Genomic DNA, 22,434 nt, shown 5'->3' with positions numbered 1-22,434 from the left:
GCAACCTATCCCAGTGGTCGCTTTATCGCGGCAAGCTATGTTGAAAAGCGCGGCCGTTCGGGGCTAGGAAACGTCATGCAAATCTACCTGCCCATCGCCGAAGTTTCGGTTAACGCCTTTCTCCTTCTGGGATTGGGCGGCATTGTGGGCATCCTGTCGGGCATGTTCGGCGTCGGTGGCGGGTTTCTGATCACGCCGCTTTTGTTCTTTGTGGGCATCCCCCCTGCCGTGGCCGTGGCCACCTCGACCAACCAGATCGTCGCCTCGTCCTTCTCGGCCCTACTGGCGCACCTCAAACGGCGCACGGTGGATTTCCGAATGGGCTGGGTGCTGCTGGCCGGGGGTCTTGTCGGCTCGGGCGTCGGCATGTTCATCTTTAACTACCTGAAATCGCTGGGTCAGGTCGATCTGCTGGTGACCCTTTGCTACGTGATTTTTCTGGGCATCATTGGCGGACTGATGTTCTTTGAGTCACTCCGCGCGATCCGCCGCACCCGCAAAGGCGGGCGCGTGCAGCGCAAGAAACACTACTGGGTCCACGGCCTGCCAATCAAAATGCGGTTTCGGGTATCGGGCCTTTATATCTCGGTGATCCCCCCGGTGCTTGTCGGCGCGGCGGTTGGGATGCTGTCGGCCATCATGGGCGTCGGCGGCGGGTTCATCATGGTGCCCGCGATGATCTACCTGCTGGGCATGCCCACCAAAGTGGTGATCGGCACCTCGCTGTTGCAGATCATTTTCGTGACCGGTTTCACCACCATGCTGCACGCCACAACCAACCAGACGGTCGACATCGTGCTGGCGGTGCTTTTGCTGGTCGGTGGCGTGCTGGGCGCGCAGGTTGGCACGCGCATCGGCGTGCGGATGCAGGCCGAACAGTTGCGCATCTTGCTGGCGGTTCTGGTCCTCGCGGTCTGCGGCAAGCTGGCGCTTGATCTGCTGCTGGAGCCGTCCGAGCTTTATTCCCTCAGCCCGGTGGCGGCAGAATGATCCGCGCAGCCCTCGCATTCGCTGGCCTGATGTTCACGGCCCTCACCGCCGCAGCGGAAGAGGAGATCGTGCTGGGCCTCAGCCAAGCCGAAGTCTCCATCACCACCAATTTCGACGGGTCGGAAATCCTCGTCTACGGCGCTGTCAAACGTGAAACGCCAATCCCTGAGGGCGCGCCGCTTGAGGTGGTCGTGACCGTCTCTGGCCCCTCGACCCCGATCATGGTGCGGCGCAAGGAACGGCGCTTTGGCATCTGGGTCAACACCGACGCGGTTGAGGTCGACCGCGCGCCGAGTTTCTATGCCGTAGTCACCTCTGGCCCGCTGTCCGAAGTGCTTAAACGTATCGAAGACCTGCGCCACCGCATCTCCATCCCTCGCGCCATCCGCTCTGTCGGTGCGCCGATGGAGATCGCAGACCCCACCCAATTCACCGATGCGCTGATCCGCGTGCGCAAGGATGCGAACCTCTACCAAGTCATCGAAGACGGCGTGAAGGTTGACGAACAAACCCTTTTCCGCGCCGCCGTCGCCCTGCCCGCCTCGCTCACCGAGGGCGCCTATGACACGCGGATTTTTCTGACCCGTGGCGGCGATGTGGTGGCGCAATATGAAACGGTGATCGACGTGCGCAAAGTCGGGATGGAGCGATGGCTATTCAACCTCGCCCATGAGCAGGCCTTTATCTACGGGCTGCTGTCGCTCTTTATCGCCATTACCGCGGGCTGGGGCGCCTCTGCCGTCTTTGGGCTGCTGCGCCGCTAAGCCGCGCCGTCCTCGGTCGCCTCAAGTGTCAGCGCCGCTGCAGGGGCGGCACGCAGGTCATCCACGCGCAGCGGGCCGGACGGCTTGCTTAAACGGTTGCGCACCACCCAGATCAGCCGCTCCTGCGCGCGGGTAATGGCGACATAGGCCAGCCGTTTCCACAGCGGTTGCCCGGCCTCAGAGCGCCCCATTCGCGCGGCAGCATAAAGATCGGGCGCAAAGACCTGCACGTTCTCCCACTGGCTGCCCTGCGCCTTGTGGATCGTCACAGCAGCGCCGTGCAGAAACGTCGCCCCCATCCGCGCGGCGAAGGGGATAAAGGGCTCTTCCTCATCCGGTTTTTCGATTTTGACGATCGACGCGGCACTTACCTGCGGGTCTTCGGCACCAATGACGTGCAACCGGCTGAACCCCGGCTTGCGCCCCTCGCCCAGATAGACCACCTGCGCGCCTTTGATCAGGCCGCGCGCCTCAAGATCCAGCCGTTTCTTGCGGTGCTTCAGAGGCAGTTCGATCCCGTCACAGATCAACGGCTCCCCGGCCAGCAGCGCATCTTCGGGCGCACCATGCACGGCACGGAATGCGTTGATCAACCGAATGCGCGTGGCGTTGCGCCAGACCAGCACGGGGCTGCGCGCCATCAGATCAACCTCAACCCGCTGGCCCCAAACCACGCGGTCGTCTTTGCGTGCCGCGTCTTCGATCATCCGCTCGAAATCATGAAATTCTAGCTGCGGGTCGGCCAGCGCATGGGCCAGATCAAGGATCGGATTGTCGGCTTGCTGTCGGTGGATACGATTGAGGTTCAACACCCGCTTTTCGGGCAGCTTTTCAAACACCATCGTGCCGGATTGCCCCACCGGGGCCAACTGCGCCGGATCGCCGAACAGCAGCAGCGTCGGGAAAATCTCTTTCAGGTCCTCGAACTGTTTGTCATCCAGCATCGAGCTTTCATCGACAAAGCCGATATCCAGCGGGTCTTCGCGGCGCTTCCATCCGGTGATGAAATCACTGCCCCGCAGCCCCGCAGCCGCCAGCGCCCCGGGGACGGATTTGTTGTTCGCAAAAAACGCCGCTGCCCGGTCAAGCGCGACTTCGCTCAGCCCTTCGATGTCCGGCTTTTCGCCGTTCCCGGTCAGCCATTCCGCGATGCGCTCGTATTCAGGGTGGTAAACCGGCGTGTAAAGAACGCGGTGGATCGTCGTTGCGGGCACGCCGCGCAGACGCAAAACGCTCGCCGCCTTATTGGTCGGCGCAAGGATCGCCAGCGTGCGTTTCTCGCGTTTCTTGCGCGATTCGTAATCGCCGGAGACGATATCGACACCCGCCGCTTCCAAGGCACGATAAAGCTCGGCCAGCAGCAGCGTTTTGCCCGATCCGGCCTTGCCCATCACCGCCATCACCTGATCCGGCCCGCCCGCAGGGGGCATCAGCAATGAATCGTCCAGATCAATGCCCGCAGAGCGCAGCATCACGGCCACCTTGTCATGGGCGGCGGCTTGGTCTTCGGAGTAGGTGAGCGCGGTAGATGTCATTGGGCGACCCTAATTGAGCCCCGCGCCGGGGGCCAGATGGCTTTGCCCTGCCCGCCCGCGATTCACGTGAATTATCCGGCTCAAACGACGATCAGCCCCCGGCTGAGCGCGCGTGCGACGGCATGGGTCGTGTTCGATGCGCCCAGTTTGAACCGCGCGCTTTCCACATAGGCCCGCAGCGTGTGTTCCGAGATCGACAACCGGTCGGCCACCTGCGCGCGGCTATAGCCCACTGCCAACAGCGTCATCGCATCAACCTCACGCGGGGACAGCGCCTGCACTGCGCAGGGCGCACGGTCCGGAGCCAGTGCCAGCGCTTTTTCGTTGAAACAATGCGCCGCCCAGATCAGATCGCGCCGGTGCCGCGCGGTGAAGGCGGCCCAGACCCCATCCGTGCAACTATGGTTCGTGGTGAACAGCGCAAATTGCCCATGCGGCCCCCGGATCGGGACCGAGAAACCCTGATTGCCGACCCCGTGGTCCAAGGCATCCCGGTGGAACTGCCGCGCCGCGCGGGAGGACCAATCGAGGTCTTTCCAGTCCACCGGTTCAAACCGGCGATAGCAGCCAGCGACAACCGGATCGATGCGGAGGTAGTTGTTCGCCTGATAGCGTTCGGACCAGAGCGGCCCATAGGTGCCGCAGCCATATTGCATGCCCGCCGTGTCGACCCAGTGATAGACCACATGCAAAATGCCGTAGTGATCGCGCAGGTCTTCGCAGGCTTGGCCAAGTTCGGGTTGGCCGTCAGCCTGTGCCAGCCTTTCCCAAATGCGTTCCAGATGCGGCTCTATCCTCATGCGTCCGGCCTATGGCCCTTTCGCGTTGCAAGGACATCTCGGCCAGAGCGATCAGCGCCGCGTCGTCCAACTGTTCCGCCGTGCGCGGCAGTTGGTTCGCCATGGCAAATGCCCTAAGATCGGCCAATACGTCCAATATCCAATCATCTTGCATGAGGGTCGCCCAGCTTTGGTTAATGGCAGATTAATACAACCATAGCATGTGCACGATTTCGCACCATCCGCGCTTTTCGTCCCCCCATAAATGGCGGGGTTGGCTGCGGTAAGGCCTTGTTCTGGTTGCGGGCTAACGAAAACCCCCCGCGGCCGGGGCCACGGGGGGGATCTTGTCTCAGTCTATCGGTCTCGCTCAGTCGCGCGCCATCACCGTGTCTTCGAGTGTGCGCAGCCCGGTCGTGGGGGCCTGCACCAGCACCGACATATTGCCCGGCTTATGCTCATTTCGCATCATCTTCATATGCGCCTCGGGCAGATCGGCCCAGCTAAAGACTTCGGACATGCAGGGATCAAGACGGCGTTCCATCATCAACTTATTCGCCGCGCTCGCCTGTTTCAGATGCGCAAAGTGGCTGCCCTGCAAACGCTTCTGGTGCATCCACATATAGCGCACATCGAAGGTCAGGTTGAAGCCGCTGGTCCCGGCACAGATCACCACCATGCCGCCCTTTTTGACCACGAAGGTCGAGACCGGGAAGGTCGCCTCGCCGGGGTGTTCGAACACCATATCGACGTTCACGCCCTTGCCGGTGATGTCCCAGATCGCCTTGCCGAACTTGCGGGCCTCTTTGAACCACTCGTTATATTCCGGCGTGTTCACCGTGGGCAGCTGGCCCCAGCAGTTGAAATCCTTGCGGTTCAGCACGCCCTTGGCGCCCAGATCCATCACGAACTGCCGCTTGCTCTCGTCCGAGATCACGCCGATCGCATTGGCGCCCGCGGTGTTGATGAGCTGGATCGCATAAGACCCCAGGCCACCCGACGCGCCCCAGACCAACACGTTCTGGCCGGGCTTCAGGTCATGCGGCTCGTGACCGAAAAGCATCCGGTAGGCGGTGGCCAGCGTCAGCGTGTAGCAGGCGCTTTCTTCCCATGTCAGATGCTTGGGGCGCGGCATAAGCTGCTGGCTCTGCACGCGGGTGAACTGAGAGAACGACCCATCGGGCGTCTCATAGCCCCAGATGCGCTGGCTGGACGAATACATCGGGTCGCCGCCGTTGCATTCCTCATCGTCGCCATCGTCTTGGTTGCAGTGGATCACCACCTCGTCGCCGACTTTCCAGCGGGTCACCTTGTCGCCCACCGCCCAGACGATGCCAGAGGCGTCGGAACCTGCGATGTGATAGGGCTCACCATGGCCATCAAAGGGGCTGATCGGCACGCCGCGCGCGGCCCAGACACCGTTGTAGTTGATGCCCGCCGCCATGACCAAGACCAGCACGTCCTGACTGTCGAGCTGGGGCACATCGACAACTTCCTGCAGCATTGCGCTATCCGGGTCGCCGTGCCGCTCGCGGCGGATGGCCCAAGCATACATCTGTTTCGGGACATGACCCATCGGGGGCATTTCGCCCACTTCATACAGGTCTTTTTGCGGGGCGTCATAGTCGGCGTGTTTCGTATCCAGTGCCATGTGGGCCTCCTGCCGGTGATCGGTCTCTACAAGGTCTGTGCCGCACTGCAGAATCGCGGCGGCTCCCCTTTGGGATATGATCCACCGCGCAACATTGCAACCCCCACAACTCTACTTTTGTAATTTTATGACCCAGCAGTCGCAGCAATTTCTGCCGCAGGTGCAGCATTCTCGCTGGGGAAATGGGCAATGGAATTCGCATAAAAGGCCAAAACAGGCTCCTGCCCTGCCGCGGTCTGCAGCCCCTGCGGGTCTTCGGAAATGACGCCACGTTTCTTAAGGCGGGCCGTGGCGCGGGCGACGCGGTCCGGCAAAACGTCGGGCTTGGGCACGCGGTTGCGCAGCGGCATCTGTTCAAGCGTGGCGGCCACTTTCGCCAGCAATTCCGCCTCGCTCAGCGGCCCTTTCGCCTGCAGCATCACCCGCGCGATCAGCGGTACGGTCAACACGGGCATGGCCTGCGCGATCCGGTCCATCAACATCTCCGACAGATCCGAGACCGGCACATCCGCCCCCGCGCGGCGCAGGGAAAGCGGATCACCAAAGGTCACTGCCGCCGTGCCAAAGCGCGTGTCCCGCCCACGCATCCGCCGCCAAATCTTGCGCAGCACAAAACCCACCACCACCGTGATCCGCGCGCCAAAGCGCCGGTCGCCGCGCTCTCCGGCGGCGATCAACACGCGATCTTCTAAGATCCGGTCATAGTTAATCGCCACGGGCACAAAGATGATGTCACGCTCCCCTTCGGGGTCGAACCCCTCCACCACATAAGACAGCAAGCCCACCTTTGGGGGCTGCAAAGCCCCGGTGAGGCTCAGCCCCCCCTCGGGGTAGAACGCCTGCGTCACCCCGCCCGTCGTGGCCATCTGCACATAGCGCGCCAAGACCTTGCGATAGAGCGCCCCGCGCGATCGGCGCCGGATAAAATAGGCGCCCATGGAGCGGATCAGCGTGCTCAGCGGCCAAACCCGCGCCCATTCGCCCACCGCATAGCTCAGCGCCGAAGACCGCGCGGCGAGGTAGGTCACCAGCATGTAATCCATGTTCGACCGGTGGTTCATGATGAAAACCACCGTGGCATCACGCGGCAGCGCGGCGAATGTCGACTCGTTGCTCATGGCCGTCTCGACCCGATAGACCGTATTGGTCAACAACCGCGCCAACCGGATGCCAAAGCTGAAATAGGCAAAAGCGGAAAACCGCGGAACGATCTCGCGCGCATATTCGCGGGCCTTTTGAAAGGCGACGTTCTCGGGCACGCCATTGCTGCGGGCGTAGTTTACGATCTCTTGGCTGACCTCCGGATCATAGATGAGGCGCTGGATCATGTCATGCCGCCGGGCCAGCTTGAAGGGCTCGATGGGCCGGGTCAGCCGCTTGTTCAGCCGCTCCACTGCCCGTTCCAGCCGTCGGCGAAAGAACCAACGCACCGAAGGCAGCAGAAAATGGCTCAGCGCCGTGACGGCTGCGAAAACCACGATGAGGATGAACAGCCAAAGGGGCAATTGCACAGTCTGCGTCATAGCTTAACCCTTACAGCGCGCAGGCGAGAGGACAATAATTATCTGTTTTCCGCCCACCGGCCGGGCGCGCGTGATGCCGCAACGCAGCGAATTGACAGAGGCATATTATTTCCCTTATCAACGTCATTACGCAACTTTATTGCCACCAGATTCAAGAGGCCAAGATGACCCAACCGCAGAAAGACCGCCCCTGGCTCATTCGCACCTATGCGGGCCATTCCACCGCCGCCGCGTCCAACGCGCTCTACCGGTCAAACTTGGAGCGCGGGCAGACCGGGCTTTCGGTGGCTTTCGACCTGCCCACCCAGACCGGCTATGACAGCGACCATGTGCTCAGCCGTGGCGAGGTTGGCAAGGTCGGCGTGCCGGTGAATCACCTCGGTGACATGCGCGCGCTTTTCGATGGCATCCCGCTTGAACAGATGAACACGTCCATGACGATCAACGCGACGGCCCCTTGGCTGCTGTCGCTCTATATCGCCGTGGCCGAAGAACAGGGTGCGGATATTTCCGCCCTGCAAGGCACGGTGCAAAACGATCTGATCAAGGAATACCTCAGCCGCGGCACCTATATCTGCCCGCCTGCGCCCTCGCTCAAGATGATCGCGGATGTGGCTGAATACTGCTATACCAACGTGCCGAAATGGAACCCGATGAACGTCTGTTCCTACCACCTGCAAGAAGCAGGTGCGACGCCGGAACAGGAATTGGCCTTTGCACTGGCGACCGCCACGGCGGTGCTTGACGCGCTGAAACCCCGCGTCCCGGCAGAGGATTTCCCGAAATTGGTGGGCCGCATCTCATTCTTCGTGAACGCAGGGATCCGTTTCGTCACCGAGATGTGCAAAATGCGCGCCTTTGTAGACCTTTGGGACGAGATTTGCCGCGAGCGCTATGGGGTCGAAGACCCCAAATTCCGTCGTTTTCGCTATGGGGTTCAGGTCAATTCACTAGGTTTGACCGAACAACAGCCCGAGAATAACGTCTACCGTATCCTCATCGAAATGCTCGCTGTGACCCTGTCGAAAAAGGCCCGCGCCCGTGCTGTGCAATTGCCCGCGTGGAACGAAGCCCTCGGCCTGCCCCGCCCGTGGGACCAACAATGGTCGATGCGGATGCAGCAGATCATGGCCCATGAAACCGACCTTCTGGAATTCGACGATCTTTTCGACGGCAATCCGGCGGTCGATGCCAAGGTCGAATTGCTCAAAGAAGGCGCGCGCGCTGAATTGGCAAACCTCGACGGTATGGGCGGCGCGATTTCCGCGATCGATTACATGAAGGGCCGCTTGGTCGAAAGCAACGCAGACCGGCTGCGCCGCATCGAAAGCGGCGAGACAGTCGTCGTGGGCGTGAACAAATGGCAACAAGGCGCGCCCTCGCCGCTGATGACCGGCGCGGGCGATATCATGCAATCAGACCCCGGTGCGGAAGCCGACCAACTCTCCCGGCTCGACGCATGGCGCAGCGCGCGCGACGAGGCCGCCGTTAAACAGGCACTGGCCGACCTACGTGCCGCCGCCAGCGCGGGCAACAACATCATGCCCGCCTCCATCGCCGCCGCCAAGGCGGGCGTCACCACCGGCGAATGGGCCGCGCAGATGCGTGCCGTTCACGGGGAATATCGTGGCCCGACAGGGGTTTCCGCGGGCCAGTCCAACAAGACCGAAGGCTTGGACGATCTGCGCGACGCGGTGGATGCCGTCAGCGACAAACTAGGCCGCAGGCTGAAATTCCTCGTTGGCAAACCGGGGCTCGACGGCCATTCGAACGGGGCAGAGCAGATCGCCGTCCGCGCCCGCGATTGCGGCATGGACATCAGCTATGAAGGCATCCGCCTGACACCCGCGGAAATCGTCGAAGCCGCGCAAACGGAAGCCGCCCATGTGGTCGGCTTGTCGATCCTCTCCGGCTCGCATGTGCCATTGGTCGAAGACCTGATGCAGCGCATGGCCGAGGCAGGGTTGAACCATATCCCGGTCATCGTCGGCGGCATCATTCCCGAGGCTGACGCGACCCGCTTGCGCGCTGCCGGAGTGGCCCAAGTCTATACCCCGAAAGATTTCGAATTGAACGTGATCATGGAAGATATCATTGCGCTGGCCGACCCCAAAGCGGTGGCCGCAGAATAGGCTGACACAAAATACAACGTGCAATTAACCAATTGGATCTATAATTCCCCGTACCAGCACAATCTGGAAAGGAAATATCAGATATGGAAAAAGACCTGAAATCCATGAGCCGCAAGGAATTGGAGAAACTTCTGTCGGATGTCAAAAAGGCATTGCAGGCCGCGCAGGCCCGCGAGCGCCGAGCGGCACGTAAGGCGGCCGAAAAGGCAGCGGCGGAATATGGCTTTTCCCTGAATGAGTTAGCTGATGAACAACCCGCGCCTAAGAAGGCCAAGAAACCGCGCAAAGCGGCTGCGGGCCCGAAATCGAAACCTCAGTTTTCCAACCCCGAAGACCCGTCCCAGACTTGGACCGGAAAAGGCCGCCAACCGAATTGGTTTCGCGCCCAAGTAGAGAATGGTGCCGATCCGGAAACGATGCGGATTTAACCGTTTCCCGAATTACGGGAATTTGGCGCCGCGTGAATGGAAATTCACCGGCGCTTTTTTTATTTTTGACGGAAATGTGAATTGGGCAACCGTCCCAATTGCCGCGCCCCTGTCCGCATTACGTCACACCCCCTCCCCCATCGCGGCCCTTGTGAAGCCCGCCTCGGGCAGGCAAAATGCGCCAAACATCAGGAGACAGAAATGACCGTCCATATTGGCGCGAAACCCGGCGATATCGCCGAAACCGTATTGATGCCCGGCGACCCCTACCGCGCGAAATGGGCGGCAGAGACCTTTTTGGAGGGGGCCGAACTGGTCAACGAAGTGCGCGGCATGCTGGGCTTCACCGGCACATGGCGCGGCAACCGCGTCACCATCCAAGGCTCCGGCATGGGCATGCCCTCGCTGTCGATCTATGCCAATGAGCTGATGACGGAATATGGCGCGCAAACTCTGATCCGCATCGGCTCTTGTGGGGGGATGCAGAGCCATGTAGGCATTCGCGATGTTATCATCGCGATGACCGCCAGCACCATCACCTCGCCCTCCTCCGGTATTTTCCGCGAATTGAACTACGCCCCCTGCGCCGATTGGGGCCTGCTGCGGGCCGCCGTGGAAGCGGCCGAGAAGCTGGAGGCGAAAACCCATGTCGGCGGGATCTATTCTTCGGACGTCTTTTATGCCGAGCGCCCCGATCTGGACGAGCAGATGGTGCGCCACGGTATTCTGGGTGTCGAGATGGAAGCGGCGGAGCTTTACACGCTCGCCGCGCGGCACAAGCGCCGGGCACTGGCGGTCTTGACCGTGAGCGACCATTTGCAGACCGGTGAGGCGCTGCCGTCGGAAGACCGGGAGAAGAGCTTTGGTGATATGGTTGAGATTGCGCTGGAAGCGGCTTTTGCCTGACTGTCGCGTCCGTTGAGAGTGCGGACGGTATTTGAAAAAGGATGAAGAGGCGCGGCGGGGGTCGCGCCTTTTGCTTTTGTGGGGGCTGGTATCAGGCGTTTTGACCGGCGAGGCGTCCGGAGTAGAGGCAGCCGCCCAGGAAGGTACCTTCGAGGGCGTTGTAGCCGTGGTAGCCGCCGCCGCCAAAGCCGCAGACCTCTCCGGCGGCGAAGAGGCCGGGCAGGACCGTGCCTTCGGGGGTGAGCACGCGGCCTTGGAGATCGCTGTGCAGCCCGCCGAGGGATTTCCGGGTGAGGATATTGAGGCGCACGGCGATCAGCGGGCCCTTGGCAGGGTCGAGGATAGCGTGGGGTTTGGCGGTCCGGATCAGCCGGTCGCCGCGGTAGGCGCGGGCCCCGCGGATTGCGGTGATCTGGGCATCTTTTGCAAAGGCGTTGTCCAGTTGGCCATCGCGGGCTTCGATCTGGGTGCGGATGTGGTCAGGGCGGACGGGCGCGTCGGGGGTGAGCGCGTTCATCCGGGTGACAAGGGTGTCGAGATCGTCAGCGACGATGAAGTCTGCGCCCTTGTCCTTGAACGCCTCAACTGCGGCAGTGGCGCCTTTGCCGAGGCGGGCTTTGAGCACCTCGCGCCAGCTACCGGAGGTGAGGTCGGGGTTCTGTTCTGAACCCGAGAGGGCGAATTCCTTTTCGATGATCTTTTGTGTGAGGATGAACCAGCTGTGCTCGCCCGCTTGCAGGATGCGGCGCAGGGTTGAGAGCGTGTCGAAACCGGGCAGACAGGGGGCCTCCATCCGGTTGCCCCCGGCGTCGAACCACATCGACGATGGGCCGGGCAGGATGCGGATGCCGTGGCTGGGCCAGATCGGATCCCAGTTCTCGACGCCTTCGCAATAGTGCCACATGCGGTCTTCGTTGATCAGCCCTGCCCCGGCTTTTGCGGCGATGGCATGCATCTTGCCGTCGACGTAGTCGGGCACGCCGCTGACCATCTGGCGCGGGGCGGGGCCGAGGCGGTCGGTTGGCCAGTGCTTTCGCACCAGATCATGGTTCGCGCCGATGCCGCCGGTGGTGAGGATCACCGCCTCGGCGCTGTGGTCGAAATCGGCCTTGATGGAGCGCGAGGTGCTGTGGCCGCGTGGGGCGCTGCTGTCGTCGAGGACATTCCCCGCGACACCCGTCACGGTGCCGTCGGTGGTGACCAGACGGGTCACCCGGTGGCGGAAGCCGAGAAGTAGTTGGCCTTTGGCGGCATGTTCCTGCATGAGCCGCGCAAAGGGGGCGACGACGCCGGTACCGGTGCCCCATGTGATGTGGAAGCGCGGGACGGAGTTGCCGTGGCCCCCGGCCCCTGCCCCGCCGCGTTCGGCCCAGCCGACGACCGGGAACCAGCGCATTCCGAAACCTTGAAGCCAGTCGCGCATGTCGCCCGCGGCCCATTCGAGGAAACCCACCGCCAGCGCGCGGGGATTGGCGTCTTCGGGCCGGTCAAATTGCGCGGACCCCATCCAGTCGTTATAGGCCAGTTCCGGGCTGTCGCGGATGCCCATGCGGCGCTGCTCAGGCGTGTCGACCATGAAGAGCCCGCCAAGCGACCAGAACGCCTGTCCGCCAAGGCTTTGTGGCCCCTCCTGATCCAGCAGCAGAACCCGGCGCCCGCGCAGTACCGCTTCGTGAGCGGCCACCATGCCGGCTAAGCCTGCGCCGACCACGATCACATCTGCTTTGAAGGTCTCACTTCCCATCGCGCCTCTCCCCTTTTGAAAGGAGTGTGCGGCGCGTTCAAGGCAAAGGCAATATCACAGGCGCGGCGTGTCGAGCCCTTTGAGGCAGCGATCCGGCGGGCCTTCGCTGCGGTAGGCTTCGGCCCCGCAGGCGACGCAGTGGTATTTGCGCAAAGCGCCCTTGTCGCCCGTCCGGTCTTCGCGCCAGCGGCAATCGCGCGTCGGCGCGTTGCGGCGGGCAAAGATCAGCACGATCACAAAGACGATAACGATGATGAAGGGCAGGATCATAAGAGAACCAAAGGCCCGGCGCTTGGCCGGGCCCTGTTGTCTTTAGACGGTCCGTTCGACCATCAGTTTCTTGATATTAGCAATCGCCGCGGCCGGGTTCAGCCCCTTGGGGCAGGTCTTGGCGCAGTTCATGATCGTGTGGCAGCGGTAGAGCTTGAACGGGTCTTCGAGGTCATCCAGACGCTCGCCCGTGGCCTCATCCCGGCTGTCGATGATCCAGCGGTAGGCGTGCAGCAGGGCGGCTGGCCCAAGGTAGCGGTCGCCGTTCCACCAGTAGCTGGGGCAGGAAGTCGAGCAGCAGGCGCACATGATGCACTCGTACAAACCGTCGAGCTTGGCCCGGTCGTCGATCGACTGTTTCCACTCTTTGCGCGGCTCGGGTGTCTCGGTTTCGAGCCAAGGCTGGATCGAGGCGTGCTGGGCGTAGAAATGCGTGAGATCGGGGATCAGGTCTTTGACCACCGGCATATGCGGCAGCGGGTAGATTTTGACCACGCCGTTGATCTCTTCCATGCCATAGGTGCAGGCCAGCGTGTTGATGCCGTCGATGTTCATCGCACAAGAGCCGCAGATGCCTTCGCGGCAGGAGCGGCGGAAGGTCAGTGTCGGGTCAATCTCGTTTTTGATCTTGATCAGCGCATCAAGGATCATCGGCCCGCAATCGTCCATGTCGACAAAATAGGTGTCGAGCGCCGGGTTTTTGCCGTCGTCGGGGTTCCAGCGGTAGATGTGGAACTCACGCAGGTTGGTAGCGCCTTGCGGCTTGGGCCATGTCTTGCCGCTGGTCATGCGGGAGTTTTTCGGAAGCGTCAGTTGAACCATTGTGCGTCTCCTAAAGCGTCAGACCGGCTGCGGGCGCGGCGGCCAGCAGGCAGGTACGGGTCTCGGGGCGCGACAGGATCGTACGCACGGTGCCCGCTGTTGTGTCTTCCACGCCGACCACGGCGGCGCGGGCCAATTCGCGCAGTTCCAGCGCGTCGGCATTGTCGATGATGCAGTCGGTGAAGGGGGTGATCAGCTCTTTGGGCACCTGCGGGAAGCGGGTGGCCAAGATTTCGGTCACCACACCTTTGGAGCCTTGGCGGGCGGTGTCATCCACCGCCTGCTGGACTTCGACACAGCCCGAGAGAGCGAACAACGTGGCCGCGATGAGTGCTGTGCGAACCATCAATACACCCGTGCCTTGGGGGCGATCTTTTTCATGTCGATCCCGCCTTCGTCTTCTTTGGTCAGCGGGTCGAGGTGCACGGCGCGGTAGGTGAGTTTCGCGTCATTGCCATCGAACCACGCCAGCGAGTGCTTGCGCCACTCGTCGTCGTTCCGATCCGGGTAGTCCTCATGCGCGTGGGCACCACGGCTCTCTTTGCGGGCAGCGGCGGCGGTGATCGTGGCGGTGGCGTTGGGCATGAGGTTGGTCAGCTCCAGCGTCTCCATCAGGTCCGAGTTCCACACGAGGCTGCGGTCGGTGACATGCAGGTCGTTCAGCTTGTCGGCGACTTCGATCATCTTCTCGCGGCCCTCTTCCAGCGTCTTATCGGTGCGGAAGACGGCGGCATCGGCCTGCATGGTCTTTTGCATCTCAAGCCGCAGCTCGGCGGTGGGCGTGCCGCCTTTGGCATTGCGCAGACCGTCGAAACGATCGAATGCCTTTTCCACCGATTTGAGGTTCGGCGCAGGCACCGGGCTGTCGGCGTCGACAATCTTGGCGGCGCGGATCGCGGCGGCGCGGCCAAAGACCACGAGGTCAATGAGCGAGTTGGAGCCAAGCCGGTTCGCACCGTGGACCGAAGCACAGCCCGCCTCGCCCACAGCCATCAGGCCGGGTGCGATGGCGTCGGGGTTGTCGGCGGTCGGGTTCAGCACTTCGCCCCAATAGTTGGTGGGGATGCCGCCCATGTTGTAGTGCACCGTCGGCAGCACCGGGATCGGCTCTTTCGTCAGGTCCACACCGGCAAAGATACGCGCGGATTCCGAGATGCCCGGTAGGCGCAGGTCCAGCGTTTCTGGCGGCAGGTGGTTCAGGTGCAGGTGAATGTGGTCTTTGTTTTCGCCCACACCGCGGCCTTCGCGGATTTCCATCGTCATGCAGCGCGAGACCACGTCGCGGGATGCGAGGTCTTTGTAGGTCGGCGCGTAGCGTTCCATGAAACGCTCGCCTTCGGAGTTGGTCAGATACCCGCCTTCGCCGCGCGCACCTTCGGTGATCAGGCAGCCCGCGCCGTAAATGCCGGTGGGGTGGAACTGAACGAATTCCATGTCTTGCAGCGGCAGACCCGCGCGGGCTGCCATGCCGCCACCGTCGCCGGTGCAGGTGTGGGCCGAGGTCGCCGAGAAATAGGCACGGCCATAGCCGCCGGTCGCGAGCACGACCATCTTGGCGCTGAACAGGTGCATGGTGCCGTCGTCGAGCTTCCAGCAGAGCACGCCTTGGCAAACGCCGTCGTCCGACATGATCAGGTCGATGGCGAAGTATTCGATGAAGAATTCTGCGTTTTGTTTCAGCGACTGGCCGTAAAGCGTGTGCAGGATCGCATGGCCGGTCCGGTCGGCGGCGGCACAGGTGCGCTGCACGGGCGGGCCTTCGCCGAATTCGGTGGTGTGGCCGCCGAAGGGACGCTGATAGATCTTGCCCTCTTCGGTGCGCGAAAACGGCACGCCGTAATGCTCAAGCTCATAAACCGCCTTGGGCGCTTCGCGGGCGAGGTATTCCATCGCGTCGGTGTCGCCCAGCCAGTCAGAGCCTTTGACCGTGTCATACATATGCCACTGCCAGTTGTCGGGGCCCATGTTGCTCAAGGACGCGGCAATGCCGCCCTGCGCCGCCACGGTGTGCGAACGGGTTGGGAAAACCTTGGAGATACAGGCCGTGCGCAGCCCCTGCTCCGCCATGCCCAAAGTCGCGCGCAGACCAGCACCGCCTGCCCCCACCACGACAACGTCATATTCGTGGGTTTCATATTCATATGCTGCCATTTAATCGGTCTCCCGTTTGGGCGTATTGTTTACAGGGCGAGCTTGGCGATGGCGAAAACGCCGACCGCTGCTGCGCCGTAGCTGATGATGGTCATCACGATGAGGGCGACTTTGTTGGCCAGCCCGTGGACATAGTCCTCGATCAAAACCTGCACGCCGTCATTGAAGTGTTTAAAGCCCACGATCAGCGTCAGGGCCGCCACGATGGCCGGGAAAGGCCGCGCGTAATAGGCGAGAATCTCGTCATATGTGCCGCCAAGCGCGCTGCCGAAGGTAAAGACGAACAGCGGGATCAGCACCAAGAGCGCCAGCGAAGAGACTTTCATCGCCCAGAAATGCGCGGTGCCGGTTTTCGCCGAGCCAAGGCCACGGGCGCGTTTGCGATCTGTCATGTATGCCATGGTGTCGCTCCTCAAACGATGATGATGGTCAGGATGGTCAGCACGACCGACCCGATCAGTGCGGTCCAGCCCAGCTTCTCAGCGGTCGGCACGTCGAGCATACGGCCCGTGTCCCAGATCAGGTGCCGGATACCGGCCAGCGTGTGATACCACAGCCCCAAGAGCGACAGGGTGAACACCAGATCACCGAACCAGCTGGTCATGATCCCGTTCACGGTATCGAAATACTCCGCCGAGGTCGCCGCAGCGAGGAACCACCACACGATCAACAGCGCGGTGATCAACATCGCGTTGCCGGTGATCCGGGTGAGAATCGACGTCATAGAGGTCAACTGTGGGCGGTAGATCGTCAAATGCGGGGAAAGCGGGCGGTTACCCCGGTTCACATCGGCCATGGCGCGGTCCTTTGTCCTGTGCTTTGTCCTGTGCTTTGCATCTTGATAGCGGTTTTTACAGGACTGTCACGGGGAACTGCGGGGAATCTGCGAGGTTTGGCCAGTGTTTCGGTGGAAAAATGGCAGACTGATGTGGTCATGCCCACTTTTGTGATCACAGCATATTATCGTGTGATCACAAATTCAGCATCTCTCCCGGAACGAAAAAGCGCGCCCCGTGAGGGACGCGCTTTCCAATTGGTATGCTCTGGCGCTTACGCGAGGCTCTCGTCGATGCCTTTGCAGGCTTCGACCAGACCTTTGACGGCGTTGACGGAGTTGTCGAACATCGCCTGCTCGTCTTTGTTCATCGAAATCTCGACGACACGCTCGACACCGCCAGCACCGATCACGGTGGGCACGCCGACGTAAAAGCCATTGAGGCCATAGGCACCATCGACATGCGCCGCTGCGGGCAGCACGCGCTTTTGGTCTTTCAGATAAGCTTCGGCCATCTCAATGGCGGAAGTGGCAGGCGCGTAGAAGGCCGAACCGGTCTTCAGCAGGCCAACGATCTCGGCACCGCCATCACGGGTGCGCTGCACGATCGCGTCAAGTTTGTCCTGCGTGGTCCAGCCCATCTTGACCAGATCGGGCAGCGGGATGCCTGCAACTGTAGAGTAGCGCACCAGCGGCACCATTGTGTCGCCGTGGCCGCCCAGAACGAAGGCAGTGACGTCTTTCATCGAGACGTTGAACTCAGTCGCGAGGAAGTGACGGAAACGCGCGCTATCAAGCACGCCCGCCATGCCGCAAACCTTGTTGTGCGGCAGACCGGAGAATTCACGCAGCGCCCAAACCATCGCGTCGAGCGGGTTGGTGATGCAGATCACGAAAGCGTCGGGGGCGTGTTTGGCAATGCCCTCGCCCACGGATTTCATGACCTTGAGGTTGATGCCCAGCAGGTCATCGCGGCTCATGCCCGGCTTGCGCGCAACACCGGCGGTGACGATGCAGACGTCCGCGCCTGCGATGTCGGCGTAATCCTGGGTGCCCGACATGGTGGCGTCGAACTTGCCCGAGGGGCCCGACGACGCGATATCGAGAGCCTTGCCCTCGGGTGTGCCCTCGGCAATGTCAAAAAGGACGACATCGCCCAATTCCTTCAACGCTGCGAGATGGGCGAGAGTGCCGCCGATTTGCCCCGCGCCAATAAGCGCGATCTTGGGTCTGGCCATGGTCATGTCTCCGACAGAGGTTTCATTTGCGCCGGAGATACCGAAATGCACGGTCCCGTGCAAGTTGCAGCATCGAACAGCGGCTAACCCCTGCCCTCGCCACGAAAAAGGCCGCCCCTTGGGGCGGCCAATTGCTGAAACTTAAGGCGAAAGATTAGTCGCCTTGGTACTCAGGCTGCGATTCCAGGCGCTCTTCGGTGCTGTCGATGTAGATACGTACATCATCTCCTTCGACGTTTTTCAGAACCTGCAGTTCGTCAAATGTCACGGCCACTGGCTTTTCGCCCAGACCAAGGAAGCCGCCAACGTTGATGACAACACGGTCGATCTGGCCGTTGTCGCCGATCAGCAGCGTGTCGATCTCACCCACGGTTTCGTCGTTGGCACCATAGACATAGGAGCCTTCGAGGTCGTCAGCGCTCATCTGTTGGATCATGTCCGCTTCGGCAGCGGCATAGCCTTCACGCTCAACTTCGGGGCGCGGCAGCAGTTCACGCTCAACAGTTTCGTCGCCGGTGATCACGGTGGTGTTGGCGTCCGCTTCGTTGACAGCTTCTTCTGTCTCAGCTTCGGCGTTCTCCATCATGGTTTCGGCTTCTTGCTCCATTTCCTCGGATTCGGCCTCTACTTCGTTGGCCATCTCTTCGGTTTCGACTTCAAGGTTCTCGGCCGCGTTCTCGGTGTCTTGAACCATTTCCTCGGTCTCGGCCTCTACTTCGTTGGCCATTTCCTCGGTTTCGGTTTCGCCGTTGGTGACGACGGTGACGTTGTCGTCAGTCTCGGTCATCGCCTCGCCTTCCATCGCTTCGCCGTCCATCATGGGGCGTTCGAATTCAGGCGCTTGCTCCAGCATCTCTTTTGAGGTGTTCACAACGAGGAAACGGTCGCCGTCTTCGTCGTTCAGGATGCGAATCTTGTCCATAGAGATGGAAACGTCACGTTCGCCCAGCCCAAGGAAACCGCCGATGCCGAGGATAACGGCAGTCACTTCGCCGTCTTTCGACACGATGATGTCGTTGATCTCGCCGATGTCATCCCATTCCTGCTCTGCGCCATTGGCAACGGGGGTGGCCGCGTCGACTTCGGCTTCAGAGTTGTAAATGCGCATGCCAATCAGGTCGGATGCAAGGAAGTCTGTTTGTTCAACAGCAACGTTGCCAAAGCCTTCGGAATGCGCTTCCGCAAAGGCTGCGCCGGTCATTGTCAGTACGATGGCCGTGGTGCTCAGAAAACGTTTCATTGTAGTACTCCTTCCAAAATTGAGCGTTAATTGCTCTTCTGGAACCACAACCCGGATGGCCCTATCCAGTTCCACTGCCACGCAAATAAATCGATCGCGCCACCTTGGCCCAGACACAGGAAAGGCGGCCAATGGCCGCCCGTGCATTCAGCCAATATCGCCCTTTTCAGGCGTCTTCGCCCTTGGCAGGCAATGCTTCGGCCAAGGCCTCAAACCCCTGCCCCGAGGCGACCAGACAGGTGATCCCATTGACCCCGGTCACCGTGATCGTCCAGCTGCCCGTTTGATCTGACGCGAAAACCTCCATCACCGCGTTGTCGCCGCCCAGCCCCATCGACTGGCGCGTCTCCCCATACCCATCGGCCAGCCGCAGCACCACATGATCGCGCGGCGCGCAGTTGCGCGGGGTCTGCGCCTCTGTTGTTGTGGCCAGCACGATTGCAGAGGCGGCGGTGAGCGCCGCGAGGTGGATAAATTTAACAAAACCTGACATAGCATCTTCCTTTGCATCAAAAGGCGTGACCCTTGGGGATGACAATGCGTGTCTTTTGCACCGGCCCTTAGGCAGCCTTGGTTGAAATGACTGCATCCGCTTTGCAAAAGGGTGCAGCAGATGCGATGCGCAAAAGACTGCGCGTCAAGCCTGAAGGACTGGTTAATCTGCCGCCCGCAAAAACAGCGCAACGGGTTCGCTGCATTGCGGCATATTTTGCCTTGAAGTTTTCGCACAAAAATGCCCCTCTGTGCGCAACAATGTTAGGCGGCCATTGCGCCGCCCTGCCCGAGGAGCCTTACATGACCGCCACAACCCGCCCGCTGCGTTCCGTTCTCTACATCCCCGGCTCCAAGCCCCGCGCGCTCGACAAAGCGCGCGGATTGGCCTGCGATGCGGTGATCTTCGACCTCGAAGATGCCGTCTCCCCCGACGAAAAGGTCGCCGCCCGTGAGACATTGGCCGAGGCGCTTGCCACAGGCGGCTACGGCGCGCGGATGCGGGTGGTGCGGATCAATGGGCTGGACACCGAATGGGGCGTCAATGACGCCCGTGCCGCCGCCGCGATGAAGCCCGACGCGATTCTCTTGCCCAAGGTCGGATCCCCCGCCGATCTCGAAGCGCTGACCGAGATTGTGGGCGACATACCGCTCTGGGCGATGATGGAAACCCCCGGTGCCATGCTCAACGCCGCCGCCATCGCCGGACACCGCCAGTTGCAGGCCTTGGTCATGGGCACCAATGATCTAGCGAAAGACCTGCAAACCCGCTTCCGCCCCGACCGCCTGCCGCTGATCACAGGGCTTGGCCTTTGCCTGCTGGCCGCCAAAGCCCATGGCGTGGCGATCATCGACGGGGTGTATAATGCGTTTAAAGATGAAGACGGGCTGCGCGCCGAATGCGATCAAGGCCGCGATATGGGGTTCGACGGCAAGACGCTGATCCACCCCGCGCAGCTCGACATCGCCAATGCCGCCTTCACCCCATCCGAAGACGAAGCCGCCCTCGCCCGCCGTCAGATCGACGCCTATGAAGAGGCACAGGCGGCGGGCCAAGGTGTGGCGGTCGTCGATGGCAAGATCGTGGAAAATCTCCATGTTGCCACCGCCCGCGAAACACTGGCAAAACTGGCGGCAATTGCAGCCATGAGTCCGGAGCCCTCGCCATGACAATCCTTATCCTCGGTCTGATCCTCTGGATCGGTGCCCATCTTTTCAAACGCCTGATGCCCGCCCAACGGGCGCAGATGGGTACCGCAGGCCGAGGCGCGGTGGCCGCCGCATTGGTCGTGGCGCTGGCCCTCATCATCTGGGGCTATCGCGCGGCGGAGTTCATTCCGGTCTGGAACCCACCGAGCTTCCTGACGCACCTTAACAACCTTCTGATGCTGCTGGCCTTCTGGGTCTTCGGTTCAAGTGCAGCCAAGGGGGCCAAAGCCTGGCCCGCCTATAAAACCCGCCACCCGCAACTGCTGGCCGTGAAAATCTGGGCCACGGCACACCTGCTGGTTAACGGTGATCTTGCCTCGATCCTGCTCTTTGGCACCATGCTGGGCTGGGCCGTGAGCGAAGTGATCCTCATCAACCGCGCCGAACCGGGCTGGACACCCCCGCCCCACGCAGGCCGCGCCACCTATATCCGTCTGGTCGTGATCTCCACGATCCTCTTCGTCCTTGTCGCCGGCATTCACACATGGCTCGGCGTCATCCCCTTTCCCAATTGATCCGGAGCCTCCCATGAAAGTTTACCGCTTCCTCTCCGAAGAAGACACCTCCGCCTTTTGCCACAAGGTCACCGACGCGCTGAACAAAGGCTGGGAGCTTTACGGCACCCCGACCCAGACATGGGACCACAAGGCGGGCGTGATGCGCTGCGGCCAAGCGGTGGTGAAAGACGCCCCCGGCACCTATTCGCCCGACACCAAATTGGGCGAGCAGTGATGAGCAAAACCAACCGGGGCCGCTTTTTCGAAGACTACAAACTGGGCGAGGTGCTGCATCACGCGGTGCCCCGCACAGTCGGCGCGGGCGAACGTGCGCTCTATCACGCGCTCTACCCCGCGCGGCACGCGCTCTATTCCGCCGACAGTTTCGCTCAGTCCTGCGGGCTGAAGGCCAGCCCGCTCGACGATATGATCGCCTTTCACATCGTCTTTGGCAAAACCGTGCCGGATGTCTCGCTCAATGCCGTGGCCAATCTGGGCTATGCCCAAGGCCGCTGGCTGCGCCCCGTCTGGCCCGGTGACACGCTGCGCGCGGAAAGCGAGGTCATCGGCCTTAAACAAAACTCCAACGGCAAGACCGGCGTCGTCTGGGTCCGCACCACCGGGCTGAACCAGAATGACGAAAAGGTGCTCGACTATGTCCGCTGGGTGATGGTCCGCAAAGGCGATATCGACGCCCCCGCGCCCGAGACCACAGTGCCCGATCTGCCCGACGCCCTGACCGTGGATCAATTGCACATCCCGCAAGGCCTCGACTTCTCCAACTACGACTTCGCCCAAGCCGGAGAGCCGCACCGCTGGGGCGACTACGCCGTGGGTGAAAAGATCGACCACGTTGACGGCGTCACGATCGAAGAGGCCGAGCACATGATGGCCACGCGCCTGTGGCAGAACACGGCCAAAGTGCATTTCGACACCTCCGCCCGCCCGGATGGGTCGCGGCTGATCTATGGCGGTCACGTGATCTCCATGGCGCGGGCGCTGTCCTTCAACGGGCTGGCCAATGCGCAGATGGTCGTGGGCCTGAACGGCGGGGCGCATGCCAACCCCTGCCTTGCCGGTGATACCATTCGCGCTTGGTCCGAAGTGCTCGACAAGGCCGAGACCTCAGCACCCGGTGTTGGCGCTGTGCGTTTGCGGTTGGTCGCGACCAAAGGCGGCGCGCCGTTTGAATTGCGTGACGCGGCGGGCAAATACCGCCCCGAGGTTTTGCTTGACCTCGATTACTGGGCGCTCATGCCGCGCTAAACCACTGGCCCGCCCCTTTGGC

At 61.7% G+C, this 22,434-nt stretch carries 24 protein-coding genes; 9 read left to right on the top strand and 15 right to left on the bottom strand.

Going from position 1 to position 22,434, the window contains the following annotated elements; all coding sequences use genetic code 11:
* The first annotated feature begins 75 nt into the window (after window positions 1-75).
* Window positions 76-990, top strand: a complete 915-nt coding sequence (locus K3758_RS04845) for a sulfite exporter TauE/SafE family protein (protein WP_259948076.1) — start codon at window positions 76-78, stop codon at window positions 988-990.
* A complete protein-coding gene (locus K3758_RS04840; protein ID WP_259948073.1) occupies window positions 987-1,754 on the top strand; it encodes a TIGR02186 family protein in 768 nt (255 codons plus the stop codon). Before K3758_RS04845 ends, K3758_RS04840 begins: the two co-directional genes overlap by 4 nt.
* Here K3758_RS04840 and K3758_RS04835 read toward each other — a convergent pair.
* The 5 genes from K3758_RS04835 to K3758_RS04815 all read right to left on the bottom strand — a co-directional run bounded on the left by K3758_RS04835 (window position 1,751) and on the right by K3758_RS04815 (window position 7,242).
* Window positions 1,751-3,289, bottom strand: a complete 1,539-nt coding sequence (locus K3758_RS04835; protein WP_259948071.1) for an ATP-dependent RecD-like DNA helicase — start codon at window positions 3,287-3,289, stop codon at window positions 1,751-1,753. The genes K3758_RS04840 and K3758_RS04835 overlap by 4 nt on opposite strands.
* 80 nt (window positions 3,290-3,369) lie before the next feature.
* Window positions 3,370-4,089: a LuxR family transcriptional regulator gene (locus tag K3758_RS04830; RefSeq protein WP_259948069.1), complete on the bottom strand. Its 720-nt coding sequence runs from the start codon at window positions 4,087-4,089 to the stop codon at window positions 3,370-3,372.
* Window positions 4,037-4,243 carry a hypothetical protein gene (locus tag K3758_RS04825; protein ID WP_120350489.1) on the bottom strand — a complete coding sequence of 69 codons (207 nt, stop codon included), beginning with the start codon at window positions 4,241-4,243 and terminating at the stop codon, window positions 4,037-4,039. The genes K3758_RS04830 and K3758_RS04825 overlap by 53 nt, the downstream gene beginning before the upstream one ends.
* 195 nt (window positions 4,244-4,438) lie before the next feature.
* Complete coding sequence (gene ccrA / locus K3758_RS04820) at window positions 4,439-5,719, bottom strand: crotonyl-CoA carboxylase/reductase (RefSeq protein WP_067630432.1); 1,281 nt, start codon at window positions 5,717-5,719, stop codon at window positions 4,439-4,441.
* 125 nt (window positions 5,720-5,844) lie between these two features.
* A complete protein-coding gene (locus K3758_RS04815; protein ID WP_259948065.1) occupies window positions 5,845-7,242 on the bottom strand; it encodes a 1-acyl-sn-glycerol-3-phosphate acyltransferase in 1,398 nt (465 codons plus the stop codon).
* A gap of 164 nt (window positions 7,243-7,406) precedes the next feature.
* Here K3758_RS04815 and K3758_RS04810 point away from each other — a divergent pair, with 164 nt between their 5' ends.
* The 3 genes from K3758_RS04810 to deoD all read left to right on the top strand — a co-directional run bounded on the left by K3758_RS04810 (window position 7,407) and on the right by deoD (window position 10,708).
* On the top strand, window positions 7,407-9,374 hold the full coding sequence (locus K3758_RS04810) for a protein meaA (RefSeq protein WP_259948063.1): 1,968 nt from the start codon (window positions 7,407-7,409) through the stop codon (window positions 9,372-9,374).
* Window positions 9,375-9,457: 83 nt separating this feature from the next.
* Window positions 9,458-9,802 (top strand): H-NS family nucleoid-associated regulatory protein, encoded by a 345-nt coding sequence (locus tag K3758_RS04805; protein WP_067630441.1) that lies wholly within the window; start codon window positions 9,458-9,460, stop codon window positions 9,800-9,802.
* Between the two features lie 201 nt (window positions 9,803-10,003).
* On the top strand, window positions 10,004-10,708 hold the full coding sequence (gene deoD, locus K3758_RS04800) for a purine-nucleoside phosphorylase (protein ID WP_259948061.1): 705 nt from the start codon (window positions 10,004-10,006) through the stop codon (window positions 10,706-10,708).
* A gap of 91 nt (window positions 10,709-10,799) precedes the next feature.
* Here the strand turns inward: deoD and K3758_RS04795 are convergent, their stop codons facing one another.
* From K3758_RS04795 to K3758_RS04750, 10 genes are all read right to left on the bottom strand, one after another.
* On the bottom strand, window positions 10,800-12,452 hold the full coding sequence (locus K3758_RS04795) for an FAD-binding dehydrogenase (protein ID WP_259948059.1): 1,653 nt from the start codon (window positions 12,450-12,452) through the stop codon (window positions 10,800-10,802).
* Between the two features lie 54 nt (window positions 12,453-12,506).
* Window positions 12,507-12,722, bottom strand: coding sequence for a hypothetical protein (locus tag K3758_RS04790; RefSeq protein WP_067630449.1), 216 nt, complete (start codon window positions 12,720-12,722; stop codon window positions 12,507-12,509).
* A 42-nt stretch (window positions 12,723-12,764) separates the two neighbouring features.
* Entirely contained in the window at window positions 12,765-13,544 is a 780-nt protein-coding gene (locus K3758_RS04785; protein ID WP_132446576.1) for a succinate dehydrogenase iron-sulfur subunit, read from the bottom strand.
* A 10-nt stretch (window positions 13,545-13,554) separates the two neighbouring features.
* On the bottom strand, window positions 13,555-13,890 hold the full coding sequence (locus tag K3758_RS04780) for a hypothetical protein (protein WP_259948055.1): 336 nt from the start codon (window positions 13,888-13,890) through the stop codon (window positions 13,555-13,557).
* Window positions 13,890-15,695, bottom strand: coding sequence for a succinate dehydrogenase flavoprotein subunit (sdhA, locus tag K3758_RS04775; RefSeq protein WP_067630456.1), 1,806 nt, complete (start codon window positions 15,693-15,695; stop codon window positions 13,890-13,892). Before sdhA ends, K3758_RS04780 begins: the two co-directional genes overlap by 1 nt.
* 29 nt (window positions 15,696-15,724) lie before the next feature.
* Entirely contained in the window at window positions 15,725-16,096 is a 372-nt protein-coding gene (sdhD, locus tag K3758_RS04770) for a succinate dehydrogenase, hydrophobic membrane anchor protein (protein ID WP_067630457.1), read from the bottom strand.
* Window positions 16,097-16,107: 11 nt separating this feature from the next.
* The gene (sdhC, locus tag K3758_RS04765) at window positions 16,108-16,491 is read right to left on the bottom strand and encodes a succinate dehydrogenase, cytochrome b556 subunit (RefSeq protein WP_259948049.1); all 384 of its coding nucleotides are present in this window, start codon (window positions 16,489-16,491) and stop codon (window positions 16,108-16,110) included.
* Between the two features lie 254 nt (window positions 16,492-16,745).
* Window positions 16,746-17,708: a malate dehydrogenase gene (mdh, locus tag K3758_RS04760; protein WP_067261933.1), complete on the bottom strand. Its 963-nt coding sequence runs from the start codon at window positions 17,706-17,708 to the stop codon at window positions 16,746-16,748.
* 154 nt (window positions 17,709-17,862) lie between these two features.
* On the bottom strand, window positions 17,863-18,948 hold the full coding sequence (locus tag K3758_RS04755; RefSeq protein WP_259948044.1) for a PRC-barrel domain-containing protein: 1,086 nt from the start codon (window positions 18,946-18,948) through the stop codon (window positions 17,863-17,865).
* A 166-nt stretch (window positions 18,949-19,114) separates the two neighbouring features.
* Window positions 19,115-19,441 carry a hypothetical protein gene (locus tag K3758_RS04750; protein ID WP_067630467.1) on the bottom strand — a complete coding sequence of 109 codons (327 nt, stop codon included), beginning with the start codon at window positions 19,439-19,441 and terminating at the stop codon, window positions 19,115-19,117.
* Window positions 19,442-19,743: 302 nt separating this feature from the next.
* On the opposite strand from K3758_RS04750, the gene K3758_RS04745 reads away from it, so the two are divergent.
* The 4 genes from K3758_RS04745 to K3758_RS04730 are packed head-to-tail and all read left to right on the top strand — an operon-like array spanning window position 19,744 to window position 22,412.
* Window positions 19,744-20,610 carry a CoA ester lyase gene (locus tag K3758_RS04745; protein WP_259948041.1) on the top strand — a complete coding sequence of 289 codons (867 nt, stop codon included), beginning with the start codon at window positions 19,744-19,746 and terminating at the stop codon, window positions 20,608-20,610.
* A complete protein-coding gene (locus K3758_RS04740) occupies window positions 20,607-21,164 on the top strand; it encodes an NnrU family protein (protein WP_259948039.1) in 558 nt (185 codons plus the stop codon). The genes K3758_RS04745 and K3758_RS04740 overlap by 4 nt, the downstream gene beginning before the upstream one ends.
* Before the next feature lie 13 nt (window positions 21,165-21,177).
* Entirely contained in the window at window positions 21,178-21,381 is a 204-nt protein-coding gene (locus K3758_RS04735; RefSeq protein WP_067630476.1) for a DUF1737 domain-containing protein, read from the top strand.
* Window positions 21,381-22,412, top strand: coding sequence for a MaoC family dehydratase (locus tag K3758_RS04730; RefSeq protein WP_259948036.1), 1,032 nt, complete (start codon window positions 21,381-21,383; stop codon window positions 22,410-22,412). Before K3758_RS04735 ends, K3758_RS04730 begins: the two co-directional genes overlap by 1 nt.
* Window positions 22,413-22,434: the final 22 nt, after the last annotated feature.

It is taken from the genome of Sulfitobacter sp. W002, assembly GCF_025142135.1.
In the GTDB taxonomy this organism is placed as follows: Bacteria; Pseudomonadota; Alphaproteobacteria; order Rhodobacterales; family Rhodobacteraceae; genus Sulfitobacter; species Sulfitobacter profundi.
This window is presented reverse-complemented; position numbering and strand designations above follow the sequence as displayed.